Raw genomic sequence first — 15064 nt, forward strand, 5'->3', positions numbered from 1 at the left:
AATATGAGGAGTGAATTTATTTTGTCAGAATATATTTCTTCCCAAGAAGATTGTGCACCAGAAAATAGCGTTCATATTGATTGTTTTGGAGCAGTTCCAAACTCGGGAAATGATAGTTCATTAGCAATTCAGCAAGCTATAAATTATTGTGTAGCGAATCGAATTTCGACGGTTAGAATTACAGGGGTAAATACGTACAAAATTGTAAAGCCGATTGTTATTAAATCAAACGTAAGATTAGAGCTTGATCCTACTGTTACGTTGCAAATTGATGGAGATTTTAATGCGTTTGAACTGCAACAAAATGCGTCTATAACAGGTGGTACAGTTCAAGTTATAAATCCACTGTTTCAATCTGCAGTTATGTATGTTTCTGGTTCACAACAAATAGAAGTTCCTAATTACTCTCTTATATCAAATATAAATATATTAAATGCAACGTCGTCATATAAAGGAAAGGCTATACACTTTTATTGTCAAAAAGCATGGGATTATATTAGTTTTTTTCAAGTTAACTTTATTCAAATTAAAAACTTTCAAACTGCAATACATTTAAAGACAGAATTTATAGATGATATAAATACACCTTGCTGGATTAACGCAAATGTATTTCAATCTATATTTATTGATGGATGTCAGTATGGGATTGAAGTAGATGGAAATAGTGATTTGCCAAATGAAAGTTCAGGCAATACATTTCATGATATTCAAGTACAATGTAGACAGCAAACGAAAAAAGTAATTCGTTGTACGGGTGCCTATAATACATTTGATTGTATGATTTGGGATACGTACCGGATGAGTAGCGAACCGATTGTCATTGAATTTTCTTCTAATTCGCATCGTAACTATCTTTTTTCGAATTTACTTTCCACAACGATTGTCGATAAAGGACAATACAATGTTTGTAAGTCTACCTATGAAGAATCTCTTCGGGTTCAGTTGCCAATTACGTTAAATAAACCACATTTAATAGGGAACCAAGATGATATATTAGTAAATGCTCAGCAGAAGTATACTGTTAAGCAAGCAAGTGGGAAATTACCTTACGGTGGGAATCTTGCAAATTGTTTTAATTTAATAGATGAACAAAGTGTAAACTATATCGATGTTCCAGATAGTAATCCAGTTGTGATTGAACTAGATTTTACGAAAAATCCAATCCAAATGCTGAATTGTTTTGGCATGTATTTTGGGTGGGGAGAGAGCCCGAAGAAAATTAAAATTGAGTATGCATTAAGTGCAACTGGAAATTGGGTTGTTGCATCGGATGTTCCATTAAATGTAGGCGATACAATTATATCGAATATGAAGGCGAGTCAACTATATAAAGTAAGAATTACACTCAGTGGTTACGTTCAAGACCATAAACGTTTTCGAATTAATCGTATGTTTGCGAGGTCTTCTATGGAGAATGGAAATGCTTGGTTAGCGACAACAGGCGGAAGAATGTTTGGAGATATTGAAATAGAAGCAAGTAAAGGTATCGTCATGAAGACTGCTAGTGGAGCGAAATGGAAAGTAACGATTAATGAGGCTGGCCAACTTATTACGACTAAATTAACTTGAGATGATGCTCGGTTATAAATGCTTGGACGAGTTATTAAGTAGTACGATAAAGAGAATGAAAAAGAGATTGTAATTTAGTTTCAACCAAACTACAATCTCTTTTTGTTTCATTTAATCCCGCCAAATCCAAGTCCAAAGGTAATTTCGTACATTTCGAGGAGTAATCCGTATGAAGCGTTCACCGTCAAAGAAGCAATTAAAATTTGGAAGTGTTTGATCTGGATTTTCTGGAACAAAGGTGACGATGTTTTTGTTACTCGTAACGGTTACTGTGATTGATGGATCTGTAGCGAGATTTGAAGCAGTAATATTTTAATCATAAGATAGATGGTTTTCAATCGAAAAATAGATTCTACATAAAGACTAGTACTACTACTAGCAGGAATATTAAAAATAACGATAGAACTATTTTTTATATGGTTAATGTTGCATCAGTATGTTTTTTATTGCTATTGTATTTAATTCTTATAGGAATGTTGTCACCTCATATTCGTGGTCAAAATAGGAACAGATAAAGGGAAACATGTACAAGGTGATTCGGGAAGAATAAATGAAATGTCTAGATAAGGGGATAGAGTATGGTTAAATTAGAAATTAGAGTAGAGCGTCTTAGGGAAGAACAAATTGGCGATATTGTAGTATTATCTTCTTATATTGGCTGGGATTATAACAGAGAAGAAATTGAAACGGTTTTTCACTCAGGTATTGTATATGGCGTATGGAATGAAAGAAAAGAACTGATTGCAAGTGCTGCAATTATATTATACGGAGAGGCGTTAGCGTCAATAGGAATGGTAATTGTACATCCAGATTATAAGGGGAGAGGGATTGGAAAGGCGATAACGAGTGCATGCATGAAGAGCGTATCGGCTCAAACTCCTATTATGCTTATTGCTACGGACGAGGGAAAGCCTTTATATGAAAAATTGGGATTTAGAGCAGTAAGTTATGTTTCTAAATACATATGTAACTCGTACAATGTGTATAATTATTGTATGAGAAATGAAGATTATATGATGAATTATGAGGAGTGTGATTTAGAAGAAATAATAAAATTAGATGAATATGCGTTTGGAACAAATAGAAAAGAGTTTTTAAAGAAAAGAATTATGCAAAGTGAACAATGTGTCGTTGTAAAGGATAAGGAACAAAATGTATTAGGTTACGGTTTAAGCATACAAACACCAGAAAATAAAATAATAGGGCCGGTTGTTGCTAAAAATGATGCGATGGCAATGAGAATTGTACATGCTTTAGCAAGGGGACATAATGGGAGATTAAGAATAGATGTAACAGAAGGAAAGGACGATTTTCTGAAAGAGTTAGAGATTGCTGGTTTTAAAAGGGCGAATATACCACCCATTATGTTGAAAAATAGTGATCAATTATTGAAAAGAAATGGAGAACTATACAGTATTGCAGCGCAAATTTTTGGCTAAAAAAGAATCCTTTTCACGTAAGGATTCTTTTTTAGTTCATTTAATCACGATATTGATCATGAGTCGGCTGAAAGAGGTCTTCCTCGATATCCCTCACCATAGAAAAATGATCAACGTTATAATGCCCATGTAAAGTTTTATTGTGGTGACCAATAATTTGTTCTGCAGACAATACGTCAGAATCAGTTGTGGAATGCCCGTTTTTAATTAATGTAACATCAAAGCCTTGTACAGTTGCAGTCCTCACAGCAGTATCAATACAATGCTCTGTTTTACATCCACCGATAACAATATGGTTAATCTTTTCTTCTTTTAAAAGTTCAAGTAAAGAAGTGCCATAGAATGCGTTTGTGGCTGCTTTATTAATAAGGATTGCAGACTGAGGTACTTGAATTTCATTATGTACTTCAAAGCCTACGCCGCTACCAGAAGCAACATCGATATCTCTTACGAAAACAATAAGGGCATTTGAATCGATTGCTTTCTGCACGGCTGTATTGAGTGTAGATAATAATTCGCTTTTACGAAAAACTTCACTTTCTTGTTCATTTCCATCCATTAATTCTTGCTGCGCATCGATAATTAATAGTGCTTGTTTCATCATGTCTCCCCTTTAATATGGAATAAGTTCCACTGTACATATTCCTTCATATTGTAAAGAAATCCTCCATTTATAAGCGAAGTAGACGATTGATTTACAAAGTTGTCAAAGAAATTTCATTCTCATAGCGTATAAAAACATGTATGATAGGAAGTGGAGAATTTTTGAGTAGGTGGGAATAACATGCAAACAGTAGAAGATTATCTTTCATTCTTACATACGAAAGGATTTAAATTATCAGAGGAAGCACAAGGATTTATTATGTTCGGACAAGGATATACGGGTGCATCTGATGGCATTGTAAACGCAGCAATAGAAGCGACAATTAAGCATCAATTGCAGTTTGATGGCAGTTATTTTGTTGCGTTATTAGAACGATTGAAAGAAGAAGAGATTACAGATAAAAAAAGCGCTAAGGCTTTTATGCGGAAGTTACAAGCGTAACTTCACGCAGCCTGCGCTTCTTTTTTTGTTTTAGAAGGTAATTCAACAAAAACCATGCCTAGGAAAATACAGAGGCATCCGATAATAGCGGAAATAGAAAGTTGTTCGTTTGCAACGAGAACGCCTGTTAAGGCAGCGAAAACGGGCTCCATTGCGAAAATAATTGCTACTCTCGTTGGAGACGTATGTTTTTGTGCTGATGTTTGAATGAAAAAAGCAATGGATGTCGCGAACAGGGAAGTTAGAAATAGAGCAAATAAAAAGGAAGAATTCGTCCATAGTGCTACTGAAAATAATTTTTCCCAATCTTCAAACAAAAAGGCGCAAATAGAAGAAAACATACCGACAGCTAATACTTGCGATGTGCTTAACAATAAAGGTGATATTTTCTTAGAGAAGAAGCCGTTAACGAGAATATGAGCAGCGAAAGCAACTGCACAACCGAGAACGAGTACATCTCCAATGTTTAATTGAAAAGAATCACCTGCTGTTAATAAATATAAACCCGCTGTTGCTACAGCAATGCCAATTACGATAAAAATAGTAGCTTTTTGTTTTAAAAAGATAAAAGACAAGATTGGTACCATAACGATACTAAGCCCTGTTAAGAAACCTGCTTTTGAAGAAGTTGTATACAGTAAGCCGAATGTTTGTAATACATAGCCAACGCATAAAAAGAACCCAACGGTTAATCCAGCGAGGCTACTCTGTTTTATATCTTGTTTGGAAGTTTTTTTTGAGAAAATCATTTGAACGAATAATAAAATGATTCCAGCGAATAAAAATCGTATACCATTAAATGTAAATGGACCGACGAAAGACATAGCATTTTGAACGACGACAAATGTAGCTCCCCAAATAAAAGACACAAATAATAAAGCAAGAGGAGCAATCCAATCTTTTTTCACACTCATACCCCCGTTAATTTTGTAAGATAGCTTTTCTAGCTAATTCATCAGCAACTTTATTTTGACTACTTGGAATCCACTTAATAAAAAAGAGATCGAAACTTTTTATGTACTGCAGTGCTTCCTCTAATAGTGGTGCAAACATTTTATTTTTTGCGTATTCTTTTTCGACAGCTCGCTCGACAAGTTGTGAATCTGTACGAAAAGAGACAATGTTATAATTATGCTCCATGCAATATTTTAATGCCGCAAGTAAAGCGTGATATTCCGCTTCATGATTGGACATTGTCCCAAGGGGTAATGATAATTGTACAGCGGGTTGAACCCCTTTAATAAATACGCCTGCACCAGAAGGACCAGGATTTCCTTTTGATGCACCATCAATATATACTTCAATCAAAATGAGAAACCTCCAAATGATAAGATGATCCCCTACTTATATGTTTCTTTGAAGTAGGGGATAGAGTAACTTAGCCGATTGTAATACTATAACGACATGTAAATGTTTCATTCGCTTGTAAAGATTGAATTCCTTTTTTTTCCTTGAAATCTTTTGCTGGATTTACTTCATCAGCAATTCCATACCAAGGTTCGATACATAAGAAAGGAGCATTCTCGCCTGGTGTCCATACGCCGACAAATGGGAATCCGTCAAATTCTACTTTTACGAATTTATTATGTTTATGAGAACGGATGGAGATTTCATCCGTATTCATATTTTCAAAAATAAGTGCATCGTTTTTAAATAGGTCGTATGTAAGTGGCAATTCATTCGTACTTTCAGCAATTAGTTGCTTCGTATTTGAAAGGTAAGGCCCTTCTAATATGCTCGTTTCTAAACGTTCTGAACCATTAAAAGATAGATGGTAATCTGTAAATGATTCGCCCTCTAATAATGGGAAATTGAAACCAGGATGTGCGCCGATTGAGAAGAACATCTCTTTTGAAGAAGGGTTATTCACTTCGTATGTTACATGAACGATTTGTCCGTCTAGCTCATAAGAAACGAGTAATTCGAATTCGTATGGGTATTTTTTTAATGTTTCTTCATTACTAGTAACGATATAAGTGATTTTCGTTTCACTTTGTTCTTTTACAGAGAATGTAAGATCCCGAGCAAAGCCGTGTTGTGTTAAAGAATAAGCTTTACCGTCTACGTAGTATGTATTATCTACTAATCGGCCGACGATAGGGAATAAAATTGGTGCACGGCGTCCCCAATAAGTAGCATCACCTTGCCATAAGTATTCTGTATTGTCTTCTTTTAAGCGAACGCTTTGTAATTCTGCACCTTTGTCAGAGATGGTAACGACCACTTTTTCATTTTGAATTGTTGCAGTCATGAAGTAAAACCTCCTAAATCTTTCATATATTTCATTATACGTTGTCTAAAAGAAAAAGGGTAGTTCATGGTAGGAATCTATTGACGAAAGGGGGGCTACCGCGTAAAATATAATCTTGTTGCTTAAAAAACGAATAACGTGGTTCGAAACCATCCCACGTAAAAAAACTAAGGAGATTTTGTCATGAATATTAGAACTTTAGTCGGTAATGGTATTTTAGCGGCATTATATATTGCTGTTTCTATGCTTATTCAGCCATTTGGCTTTACGAATGTACAGTTTCGTATTTCAGAGATGTTTAATCATCTCGTTGTATTTAATAAGAAAGCAATTTACGGAATTGTATTAGGTGTATTTTTAACGAATCTCTTTTTCTCACCTATGATCGCTTACGATTTAGTATTTGGAGTAGGGCAATCTATTCTTGCATTAGTTGCAACAATTATTTCTATGCGATTTATTAAAGGTGTTTGGGCTCGTATGATTTTTAATACAGTTATTTTCACAATTACAATGTTTATGATTGCAATTGAACTTCATCTTGCATTTGATTTACCATTTATGTTGACTTGGTTAACATGTGCAATCGGTGAATTTGTTGTCATGGCAATTGGTATGCCTGTAATGTACTGGATTAATAAACGAGTACAATTTGAAAGATTTATGTAATAGATGAAAGAGCTATTCCTATAGGGATAGCTCTTTTTGCATGTGATAATATTGAATATAATTCTTTAGCTCTTGATAAAATATAATAAAATAAAGTGAGGCTTTCATTAGCTGGATACATATAAGAAGTCTTACATAAGGGGAATCTAGTATGAAATATAAAATTCATTGGTTGTATAAAACAAAACGCGGTTTGCAGACGGAATTAACGACAGATTATATGAACATAGAAGAAGCACTTCAATTTGCGGAGGATTTCGAGAAAACAGGAAGAGTGAAAGCATTATTATTTTACGATGAAATGGCTGCAGAATGGTCATTAAAGGAAATGAAGAAGCTGAGCAAACAAGTGGAGGAAGAACCCCAAGAAATACTCGTTTATTTTGATGGGGGGTATGATGTTCAGACGAAAGAAGCTGGAGTAGGTATATGTGTATACTATAAAAAAGGGAATAAACAATACCGAATTCGCCGTAATGCATATATAGAAGGCATATATGATAATAATGAAGCGGAATATGCATCATTACTATATAGCATGAATATACTCGAGGAATTAGGAATTAAGTATGAAGCGGTCACGCTTCGCGGAGATTCTCAAGTTGTACTGCAGCAATTGGCTGGAGAATGGCCTTGTTATGATGAACATTTAAATCATTATTTAGACCAAATTGAGCAAAAGGCGAAGCAAATGAAATTAAAACTTGTATGTGAGCCTATATCAAGAAAACAAAATAAAGAAGCACATCAATTAGCTACGCAAGCATTAGAAGGAACAGTGATTGATAGTCATAAAGAAATAACCGAATAGAGGGGTGCAAAGGTGGATAAAAAGCAACTCATTACAGAGGTAAATGACTTATTAGAAACGTATTGTGAAGGATGTTTTTTGCGAGAACATAATCGAAAAACAAATAGTAAGTATTATGCTCATTCCTTTTGTATAAGACAATGTACAGTTGGAGAAACATTGAAAAAGTATGGGGAACAGTTGTCATGAAAAAACATCCAGAGAAAACTCTCTGGATGTTTTTTAGTGCTTCGCTTCATTTAATTGATGCTCGCACTCGCTTAATTTCTTTTCCTCATTTATTAAAAACGGCTCATCTAAATCTGTTGCCACAGATTTCATAATCTCAAGCTGAGAGCGAGCGGCTTCTACAGCAGTAGTCGCATGCTCTAATGTATCTGGATCCATTGAAATTGTCGCTGATCCTACCATTTTTTGTGCTGTTTCTACACGGAATTTCACTTCTTCAAAATCATTTACTTCTGATCCCATTAATAATTCCTCCTTTGTATAGTGCGCATTTCACATAGTTTTTGCTCTGGAAAACGGAAATATACAAAGGAATAACAAAGGAGGTTACCAAGTAAGGTAACCTCCTGTCATATGTTGGATTAAAGTTTTACTACGTTAGCAGCTTGAGGTCCACGGTTTCCTTCAGTGATATCGAAAGATACTTCTTGACCTTCTTCTAAAGCTTTGTAGCCTTCGCCTTGAATAGCAGAGAAATGTACGAATACATCGTCAGCGCCTTCAATTTCGATAAATCCAAAACCTTTTTCGTTGTTAAACCATTTTACTTTTCCTTGCATGTTACAATTCCTCCCAGAAAACATTTACGTTTTTTCATTTAGTGAAATTCATTTGAAAAGATAATATAAACTAAAAATGCTATAATCTTGAATATTCTGCTAAATGATTAATTTAAATATACACGAATTGGGAGAATTTAGTCAAGTAAGCGATTTTATTTTTTTGTATTTTTAAATAATTTTTTAGCCAAATTTTTTAATAGGTATAGGACAGGCCGAGTATGTAATAGTCTTAATTGAACGCTATACATAATGAGGTGAAAGAATGAATGAGTCTTATTTATTAGATAATGAAGGAATGAGAACGAGAAACGACATACCGAATTGGGTTGCAAAGGAATTTCAAAATTTTTCGAGTGTTGTGCTAGAACCAACTTTTCCGTGTTATTTCGGCTTAACAGCTTTAAAAAAGAATGAACTTCGTTATTCATTTCTCTCTCATAATGATTGGAGTCATTTGCCACATACAATGTTATCTTTTTTAGAGTTAATGAAAGAGCGTCCAATTGTAAGAAGAGGATTTTTTCTTTTTGTAGAACCGGAATGTGAGGAGCAATCACTGGAATATTACCGTGATTACTTTTGGAAAGTACTACAATATTTACATGAAAACGATAAGGAAACATGGCCAAAGCAAATTCCTGAAGACCCAGACCATTACTTATGGGAATTTTCATTTGGCGGGGAACCGATATTTGCATTTGGAAATGCACCAGCTTATAAACAAAGAAAAACTAGGCATTTAGGAAATTCTCTCGTTATTGGATTTCAGCCACGTACTATATTTGATGGATTAGAAGGGGATCGTCCTAAAGGAGCATATTCTAGACAAACGGTCCGCGAGCGAGTTGAAAAGTGGGATCAGCTGCCGAAACATCCTAACATTAGTCATTATGGTGATCCGGATCATCGTGAATGGAAACAATACTTTATAGGAGACGATGTAGAACCGTTAAAAGGAAAATGTCCTTTTCTTCATAAGATAGAAAAGTAAGAGTCATCATCTAGATGGCTCTTTTGCATATTTTGGATAAAAAAGGGTATTTTAGTAGTAAATATTTTGATGAAAGCTAGTCTATTTTTAATCATTACATCATTACTTAATAGTAAAGGAAGTAGAAAGGATAGAGTGATGTTTGGAGCAATTATACAACAAATTGTATTAGGTATTTCATTAGCTGCGCCAGTAGGTCCGATTAATATTGAAATGTTAAAACGAGGAATTGAACGAGGTTTTTGGCATGCGTGGGTTGTTGGAATTGGTGGAATGACTGCAGATATTTTGTTTATGCTTCTCATTTATTTCGGTTTATCTTCTCTGTTTATGTATACATATGTACAAGCTTTTATGTATTGCACAGGGTTTTTCTTATTATTTTATTTAGGATTTCAAAGTGTAAAACAAGGAATTTCTCACACGAATATGGAATATAAAAAGGAAGAGGTAGGTGGTCTTAAACAATCGTTTATGGCAGGTTTTTTAATTGCGATATCCAATCCTCTAAATCTTGTTTTTTGGTTTGGTATATACGGAAGTACACTTAGCTCATTGCTTACGAAGGTAACGAAACAAGAAGCCTTTTTGTACAGTCTTTGTATTATTGTTGGCATTATTTTATGGAATTTAAATATTGCTTTTTCTGTCCATTTTGGCAGAACTTTATTAAAGCAAAAAGCACTTGGCTATATAACAGCCGGAGCAGGTATTATTTTAGTAGGATATTCTATCCATTTTGCATACAAAGCTTTACAGTTGTTCACATAAGATTGAAGGGGAGATTTTTATGTATCGAACCACTATTGACGGAAAAGAAATCATTATTACGTTAGCACCAAAAATCAGAAAAGAAATTATTGATAGAAATCCACTATATGAAGCAGTATTTCATAATGCAGCAAGATTACTACAAACAAAGCAACCAACGTTTGCTGTAAATCATGAAATATTTGGACTTATCATTGGAGAGGTACAAAGAGGAGAAGTAACAGTGTTTGCGGTGGAACATATTATTCCAAAGCAAAATATATTTGGACCGAACAATTTTTTCTCGACAATAGAGCAACAGGCAAATTTGTAAAGCGTATAGAATAAGATATAGAAAAGAAATAGTCGTAACGATATTGTTGCGACTGTTTTTTTGAAAAGGGGGAAGGAAGATGAAGAGGGTGGGGAAAGAGTTCTTTTTACAACATGATATCGTTATTATGTATAGTATTTTATTTGTTTTTATTATTATTTTAAAAATGCAATTTTTCACATGGATCGGTTTGTTAGCTTGTTTATTTGGGATTATTTTTTATACGCTAAACGAATATATGACACATCGATTTTTATTTCACTTAAAGCCACCTAAAAACGTATTTTTATTAAAAATGTTAAGAAGGTTGCATTATGACCATCACGTATATCCAGATGATTTAAAACTTTTATTTTTGCCTGTATGGTTTAGTATACCGAGTTTTACTATATATTTATTTATATCATACGTGATAACCAAAAGTGTTACCATTACACTTTCATTCGGAATCGGAATGATTATTATGCTTCTCGTTTATGAATGGAAACATTATATTGCACATAAGCCAATTCGTCCCGTCACTAAGTTTGGTAGGTGGCTAAAAAAACAGCATATATTACACCATTATAAAAATGAAAAGTTTTGGTTTGGTGTTTCAAATCCAGTATTCGATTTCATATTTGGAACGCTTAAAGATGGAAAAGACGTTGAATTAAGCGAAACAGCTCGTAATTTAGAAAAAGAGAAAAAAACAGAAGTGGTGCGATAAGCACTACTTTTTTATTTTGTTTTAATGAGTATAAAAGTTTCACTGGCACGTAAATTTTATGTTAAAAAAGTATATTAAAAACTTAGGGAAAAATGCCGAAAAATGTCTATCGAAAAATCTTTGCAGGAATGTATGGATTGTCTAAAATGAAAATAAGTTTCTGAATATTTATAAAATTTAGTCTTTAGGTATACAAGGGGGAATTGTATTTCTAGTAAGAGAGGGGATTAGAGAATGAAACGAGATGATACGTCAGCACGTAAGTTGCAAAAAGAGGTGAATTATACAGAAGTTGTTCAGTCAGAAGAATTTCAGTTGTTATTAAATACGAAAAAGAAGTTTATCGTTCCGATGAGTATTTTCTTTTTAAGTTTTTTTATTGCGTTACCTATTTTAACATCGTATTCAAAGGTACTCAATACACCAGCATTTGGTGATGTTACGTGGGCGTGGATATTTGCTTTTGCACAATTTATCATGACGTGGGCTTTATGTATGATTTATAGCAAAAAAGCAGAATCCTTTGATGAAATCTCCCGAAAAATTCTGCAAGATATGCAAAAGGGGAGGGGCTGACTTTGAATACAACCGCTTTTGCACTATTTTTAATCATCGTACTTGGTACACTCGTCATAACTTATTTTGCATCGAAGAAAACGAAAAATGCGAGTGAGTTTTATACGGCTGGAGGGGGATTAACTGGTTGGCAAAATGGTCTGGCCATTGCGGGAGATTACATGTCTGCTGCATCCTTTCTTGGTATAGCCGGAGCGATCGCGTTAACTGGTTTTGATGGATTCTTTTATAGTATCGGTTTCTTAGTTGCTTACTTAGTTGTATTATACTTAGTTGCAGAGCCACTTAGAAATTTAGGGAAGTACACGCTAGCAGATATGATTGCGGCGCGTTTTGATGCGAAAAAAGTTCGCGGAGTTGCAGCGCTTAATACGATGACGATTTCGATTTTTTATATGATTGCACAATTAGTTGGTGCGGGTGCACTTATTAAATTATTATTAGGGATTGAATATACGACATCAGTTTTAATCGTTGGTACATTAATGACAGTGTACGTTATTTTTGGGGGAATGACTGCGACAAGCTGGGTACAAATTGTTAAAGCTGTATTACTTATGGCTGGTACATTTATTATTTCTGTTATCGTTTTCGCAAAGTTTAATTTTAGTGTGACGGAGATGTTCGCTCAAATGAAAACTGCTACACCTTTAAAAGATTCGTTTTTAAATCCAGGAGTAAAGTATAAGGATGGTCTTGATACGCTATCTTTAAATTTAGGACTAGTCCTTGGTACTGCAGGATTACCACATATTCTTGTTCGCTTTTTTACAGTACGTGATGCAAAAACAGCACGTCAATCTGTAGTATATGCTACTTGGCTAATTGGCGCATTTTATATTATGACAATTTTCTTAGGATTTGGTGCGGCGGCATTCGTAGGGAATGAAGCAATTATGAAAGCAAACCCTGCTGGTAATATGGCAGCACCTTTATTAGCTAAAGCATTGGGCGGAGATTTCTTATTTGCTTTCGTATCAGCAATTGCCTTTGCAACAATTTTAGCTGTAGTGGCAGGCCTTGTATTAACAGCAGCATCAGCATTTGCGCATGATTTTTATAATGAAATTATCCGCAAGGGGAAATCAACGGAAAAAGAGCAAGTATCCATGGCTCGTTATGCGTCTATTGGAGTAGCTGTATTATCTATTATACTAGCGTTATTTGCTCAAACGTTGAACGTAGCATTTTTAGTTTCGTTAGCGTTTGCAGTTGCAGCGAGTGCAAACTTGCCAGTTATATTATTCACAATATATTGGAAGCGCTTCAATACAACAGGTGCCATCTCTGGTATGATTGTTGGTCTTGTATCAGCTATTGTTCTTGTAGCGTTAAGCCCAAATGTATGGAACCCTGTAGCTGGAAAAGCTATATTTGTTGGGGAAGCGATATTCCCATATACGACACCTGGAATTATTTCGATTCCGCTCGGATTTCTTGCAGCGTATTTAGGAACTGTTTTATCTAGTAAGAAAGAAGATGCAGCGAAATTTGATGAAATTCTCGTGAAATCTAATACTGGGCATGGTATTAGTGACGCGTCTTCGCATTAAAAAAGAGGAGCTTTTCGATAGATAAGAAAAGCTCCTTTTTCTTTTGTCATTTTCTTGTAAATAATACTGCTTTGTAAGTAGGATTTGTCTTAATTTTGTGGAATGAAAATAAGCAGGGAGAAATTTAAATCATCATGGTACCAGCGCAGCTTTTGTGAAAAATAAGTTGTTATGGAAGGTGGAAGAAATGATGAAAACGAAACAGACTGATGAATTATTAGCAAAAGATGAGCAATATGTTTGGCACGGAATGCGTCCCTTTAGTCCAAATAGTACAATGGTAGGGGCAAAAGCAGAAGGGTGCTGGGTTGAAGATATACAAGGAAAAAGATATTTAGATGGTATGAGTGGTCTTTGGTGTGTGAATAGTGGATATGGCAGAAAAGAGCTTGCAGAGGCAGCTTATAAACAATTACAAACATTATCATACTTTCCGATGTCACAATCACATGAACCGGCTATAAAGCTTGCAGAAAAATTAAATGAATGGCTTGGAGGAGAGTATGTTATTTTCTTCTCTAATAGTGGTTCGGAAGCGAACGAAACAGCTTTTAAAATAGCAAGACAATACTATGCGCAAAAAGGTGAACCACATCGTTATAAATTTATGTCACGTTACCGCGGCTATCATGGGAATACAATGGCAACGATGGCAGCGACGGGACAAGCACAGCGTAGATATCAATATGAGCCATTTGCTTCAGGATTTTTACATGTAACGCCGCCAGATTGTTATCGTATGCCTGGAATAGAAAGAGAGAACATTTATGATGTAGAATGTGTAAAAGAAGTAGATCGGGTCATGACATGGGAACTAAGTGAAACGATTGCAGCTTTTATTATGGAACCAATTATTACAGGCGGAGGCATTTTAATGCCGCCACAAGACTATATGAAAGCTGTTCATGAAACGTGTCAAAAACACGGTGCCCTGCTTATTAGCGATGAAGTGATTTGCGGTTTTGGACGTACAGGAAAGGCATTTGGATTTATGAATTATGATGTGAAGCCTGATATTATTACAATGGCAAAAGGCATTACGAGTGCATATTTACCATTATCAGCAACAGCTGTGAAAAAAGAAATATATGAAGCATTTAAAGGAAAGGGAGAATATGAATTCTTCCGTCATATTAATACATTTGGTGGAAATCCTGCAGCTTGTGCACTAGCACTTAAAAACTTAGAAATTATGGAAAATGAAAATTTAATTGAGCGATCTGCACAAATGGGCTCGCTTTTATTAGAGCAATTAAAAGAAGAAATCGGAGAGCATCCACTTGTTGGGAATATTAGAGGAAAAGGTCTACTAGTTGGAATTGAACTAGTAAACGATAAAGAGACGAAGGAGCCAATTGATAACGACAAAATTGTCAGTGTTGTAAATGCTTGTAAAGAAAAAGGGTTAATAATAGGCCGAAACGGTATGACAACAGCAGGATATAATAACGTCTTAACATTAGCGCCACCACTTGTTATTTCAAGTGAAGAAATTGCCTTTGTTGTTGGAACGTTGAAGACAGCGATGGAACGCATTTAGTAATGATATGGATGATGAACCAGCACGAACTATTTT

At 34.9% G+C, this 15064-nt stretch carries 19 protein-coding genes and 1 riboswitch; of the genes, 13 read left to right on the forward strand and 6 right to left on the reverse strand.

The features are described 5' to 3' along the window. Positions 1-21 precede the first annotated feature (21 nt). Both EKQ63_RS09610 and EKQ63_RS09620 read left to right on the forward strand, forming a co-directional pair. On the forward strand, positions 22-1569 hold the full coding sequence (locus EKQ63_RS09610) for a glycoside hydrolase family protein (protein WP_140168444.1): 1548 nt from the start codon (positions 22-24) through the stop codon (positions 1567-1569). Between the two features lie 578 nt (positions 1570-2147). Then, on the forward strand, positions 2148-3008 hold the full coding sequence (locus EKQ63_RS09620) for a GNAT family N-acetyltransferase (protein WP_143880984.1): 861 nt from the start codon (positions 2148-2150) through the stop codon (positions 3006-3008). A gap of 40 nt (positions 3009-3048) precedes the next feature. Here EKQ63_RS09620 and EKQ63_RS09625 read toward each other — a convergent pair whose 3' ends face one another. Beyond that, complete coding sequence (locus tag EKQ63_RS09625) at positions 3049-3609, reverse strand: cysteine hydrolase family protein (protein WP_087994393.1); 561 nt, start codon at positions 3607-3609, stop codon at positions 3049-3051. Positions 3610-3792: 183 nt separating this feature from the next. Here EKQ63_RS09625 and EKQ63_RS09630 point away from each other — a divergent pair, with 183 nt between their 5' ends. Next, positions 3793-4053: a DUF6123 family protein gene (locus EKQ63_RS09630; RefSeq protein ID WP_001195212.1), complete on the forward strand. Its 261-nt coding sequence runs from the start codon at positions 3793-3795 to the stop codon at positions 4051-4053. A 2-nt stretch (positions 4054-4055) separates the two neighbouring features. On the opposite strand, the gene EKQ63_RS09635 is transcribed toward EKQ63_RS09630, so the two are convergent. From EKQ63_RS09635 to EKQ63_RS09645, 3 genes are all read right to left on the reverse strand, one after another. Next, positions 4056-4961, reverse strand: coding sequence for a DMT family transporter (locus EKQ63_RS09635; protein WP_142940647.1), 906 nt, complete (start codon positions 4959-4961; stop codon positions 4056-4058). A 13-nt stretch (positions 4962-4974) separates the two neighbouring features. Next, positions 4975-5361 (reverse strand): reverse transcriptase-like protein, encoded by a 387-nt coding sequence (locus EKQ63_RS09640; RefSeq protein ID WP_000573871.1) that lies wholly within the window; start codon positions 5359-5361, stop codon positions 4975-4977. Positions 5362-5431: 70 nt separating this feature from the next. Beyond that, positions 5432-6304, reverse strand: a complete 873-nt coding sequence (locus EKQ63_RS09645; protein ID WP_087951903.1) for an aldose 1-epimerase family protein — start codon at positions 6302-6304, stop codon at positions 5432-5434. A gap of 132 nt (positions 6305-6436) precedes the next feature. After that, positions 6437-6481, forward strand: a riboswitch (PreQ1 riboswitch). 6 nt (positions 6482-6487) lie between these two features. Between EKQ63_RS09645 and EKQ63_RS09650 the strand changes: the two genes are divergently transcribed. From EKQ63_RS09650 to EKQ63_RS09660, 3 genes are all read left to right on the forward strand, one after another. Continuing rightward, the gene (locus EKQ63_RS09650; RefSeq protein ID WP_001026467.1) at positions 6488-6973 is read left to right on the forward strand and encodes a QueT transporter family protein; all 486 of its coding nucleotides are present in this window, start codon (positions 6488-6490) and stop codon (positions 6971-6973) included. Positions 6974-7124: 151 nt separating this feature from the next. Next, on the forward strand, positions 7125-7784 hold the full coding sequence (locus EKQ63_RS09655; protein WP_087951904.1) for a ribonuclease H family protein: 660 nt from the start codon (positions 7125-7127) through the stop codon (positions 7782-7784). A gap of 12 nt (positions 7785-7796) precedes the next feature. Further along, positions 7797-7973 carry a zinc-finger domain-containing protein gene (locus EKQ63_RS09660; protein WP_000358801.1) on the forward strand — a complete coding sequence of 59 codons (177 nt, stop codon included), beginning with the start codon at positions 7797-7799 and terminating at the stop codon, positions 7971-7973. Between the two features lie 33 nt (positions 7974-8006). Here the strand turns inward: EKQ63_RS09660 and EKQ63_RS09665 are convergent, their stop codons facing one another. Together EKQ63_RS09665 and cspB are read right to left on the reverse strand one after the other, a co-directional pair. Next, positions 8007-8255, reverse strand: a complete 249-nt coding sequence (locus EKQ63_RS09665; RefSeq protein WP_000534391.1) for a DUF2564 family protein — start codon at positions 8253-8255, stop codon at positions 8007-8009. Between the two features lie 119 nt (positions 8256-8374). Then, positions 8375-8572 (reverse strand): cold shock-like protein CspB, encoded by a 198-nt coding sequence (cspB, locus tag EKQ63_RS09670; RefSeq protein WP_001161727.1) that lies wholly within the window; start codon positions 8570-8572, stop codon positions 8375-8377. 265 nt (positions 8573-8837) lie between these two features. On the opposite strand from cspB, the gene EKQ63_RS09675 reads away from it, so the two are divergent. From EKQ63_RS09675 to EKQ63_RS09705, 7 genes are all read left to right on the forward strand, one after another. Continuing rightward, positions 8838-9566 (forward strand): YqcI/YcgG family protein, encoded by a 729-nt coding sequence (locus EKQ63_RS09675; RefSeq protein WP_016717045.1) that lies wholly within the window; start codon positions 8838-8840, stop codon positions 9564-9566. Positions 9567-9704: 138 nt separating this feature from the next. Next, a complete protein-coding gene (locus EKQ63_RS09680) occupies positions 9705-10337 on the forward strand; it encodes a LysE family transporter (protein ID WP_087951947.1) in 633 nt (210 codons plus the stop codon). Positions 10338-10356: 19 nt separating this feature from the next. After that, positions 10357-10650 carry a hypothetical protein gene (locus EKQ63_RS09685; protein WP_000286356.1) on the forward strand — a complete coding sequence of 98 codons (294 nt, stop codon included), beginning with the start codon at positions 10357-10359 and terminating at the stop codon, positions 10648-10650. Positions 10651-10729: 79 nt separating this feature from the next. Continuing rightward, positions 10730-11359: a sterol desaturase family protein gene (locus tag EKQ63_RS09690; protein ID WP_087951905.1), complete on the forward strand. Its 630-nt coding sequence runs from the start codon at positions 10730-10732 to the stop codon at positions 11357-11359. 234 nt (positions 11360-11593) lie between these two features. Further along, on the forward strand, positions 11594-11935 hold the full coding sequence (locus tag EKQ63_RS09695; protein ID WP_087951906.1) for a DUF485 domain-containing protein: 342 nt from the start codon (positions 11594-11596) through the stop codon (positions 11933-11935). A 2-nt stretch (positions 11936-11937) separates the two neighbouring features. Continuing rightward, complete coding sequence (locus EKQ63_RS09700; RefSeq protein ID WP_001098247.1) at positions 11938-13488, forward strand: solute symporter family protein; 1551 nt, start codon at positions 11938-11940, stop codon at positions 13486-13488. Between the two features lie 190 nt (positions 13489-13678). Then, on the forward strand, positions 13679-15028 hold the full coding sequence (locus EKQ63_RS09705; protein ID WP_143880985.1) for an aspartate aminotransferase family protein: 1350 nt from the start codon (positions 13679-13681) through the stop codon (positions 15026-15028). The last annotated feature ends 36 nt before the right edge of the window (positions 15029-15064 follow it).

This window comes from Bacillus sp. BD59S, from assembly GCF_007363175.1.
Classification (GTDB): Bacteria; Bacillota; Bacilli; order Bacillales; family Bacillaceae_G; genus Bacillus_A; species Bacillus_A pacificus.

Excerpts from the sequence above, each read along its gene's own strand:
- EKQ63_RS09620 (WP_143880984.1), top strand. The coding sequence starts at position 2,148 with ATGGTTAAATTAGAAATTAGAGTAGAGCGTCTTAGGGAAGAACAAATT.
- EKQ63_RS09655 (WP_087951904.1), top strand. The coding sequence starts at position 7,125 with ATGAAATATAAAATTCATTGGTTGTATAAAACAAAACGCGGTTTGCAG.
- EKQ63_RS09680 (WP_087951947.1), top strand. The coding sequence starts at position 9,705 with ATGTTTGGAGCAATTATACAACAAATTGTATTAGGTATTTCATTAGCT.
- EKQ63_RS09695 (WP_087951906.1), top strand. The coding sequence starts at position 11,594 with ATGAAACGAGATGATACGTCAGCACGTAAGTTGCAAAAAGAGGTGAAT.
- EKQ63_RS09705 (WP_143880985.1), top strand. The coding sequence starts at position 13,679 with ATGAAAACGAAACAGACTGATGAATTATTAGCAAAAGATGAGCAATAT.
- EKQ63_RS09630 (WP_001195212.1), top strand. The coding sequence starts at position 3,793 with ATGCAAACAGTAGAAGATTATCTTTCATTCTTACATACGAAAGGATTT.
- cspB (WP_001161727.1), bottom strand. The coding sequence starts at position 8,572 with ATGCAAGGAAAAGTAAAATGGTTTAACAACGAAAAAGGTTTTGGATTT.
- EKQ63_RS09685 (WP_000286356.1), top strand. The coding sequence starts at position 10,357 with ATGTATCGAACCACTATTGACGGAAAAGAAATCATTATTACGTTAGCA.
- EKQ63_RS09650 (WP_001026467.1), top strand. The coding sequence starts at position 6,488 with ATGAATATTAGAACTTTAGTCGGTAATGGTATTTTAGCGGCATTATAT.
- EKQ63_RS09690 (WP_087951905.1), top strand. The coding sequence starts at position 10,730 with ATGAAGAGGGTGGGGAAAGAGTTCTTTTTACAACATGATATCGTTATT.
- EKQ63_RS09665 (WP_000534391.1), bottom strand. The coding sequence starts at position 8,255 with ATGGGATCAGAAGTAAATGATTTTGAAGAAGTGAAATTCCGTGTAGAA.
- EKQ63_RS09675 (WP_016717045.1), top strand. The coding sequence starts at position 8,838 with ATGAATGAGTCTTATTTATTAGATAATGAAGGAATGAGAACGAGAAAC.
- EKQ63_RS09625 (WP_087994393.1), bottom strand. The coding sequence starts at position 3,609 with ATGAAACAAGCACTATTAATTATCGATGCGCAGCAAGAATTAATGGAT.
- EKQ63_RS09645 (WP_087951903.1), bottom strand. The coding sequence starts at position 6,304 with ATGACTGCAACAATTCAAAATGAAAAAGTGGTCGTTACCATCTCTGAC.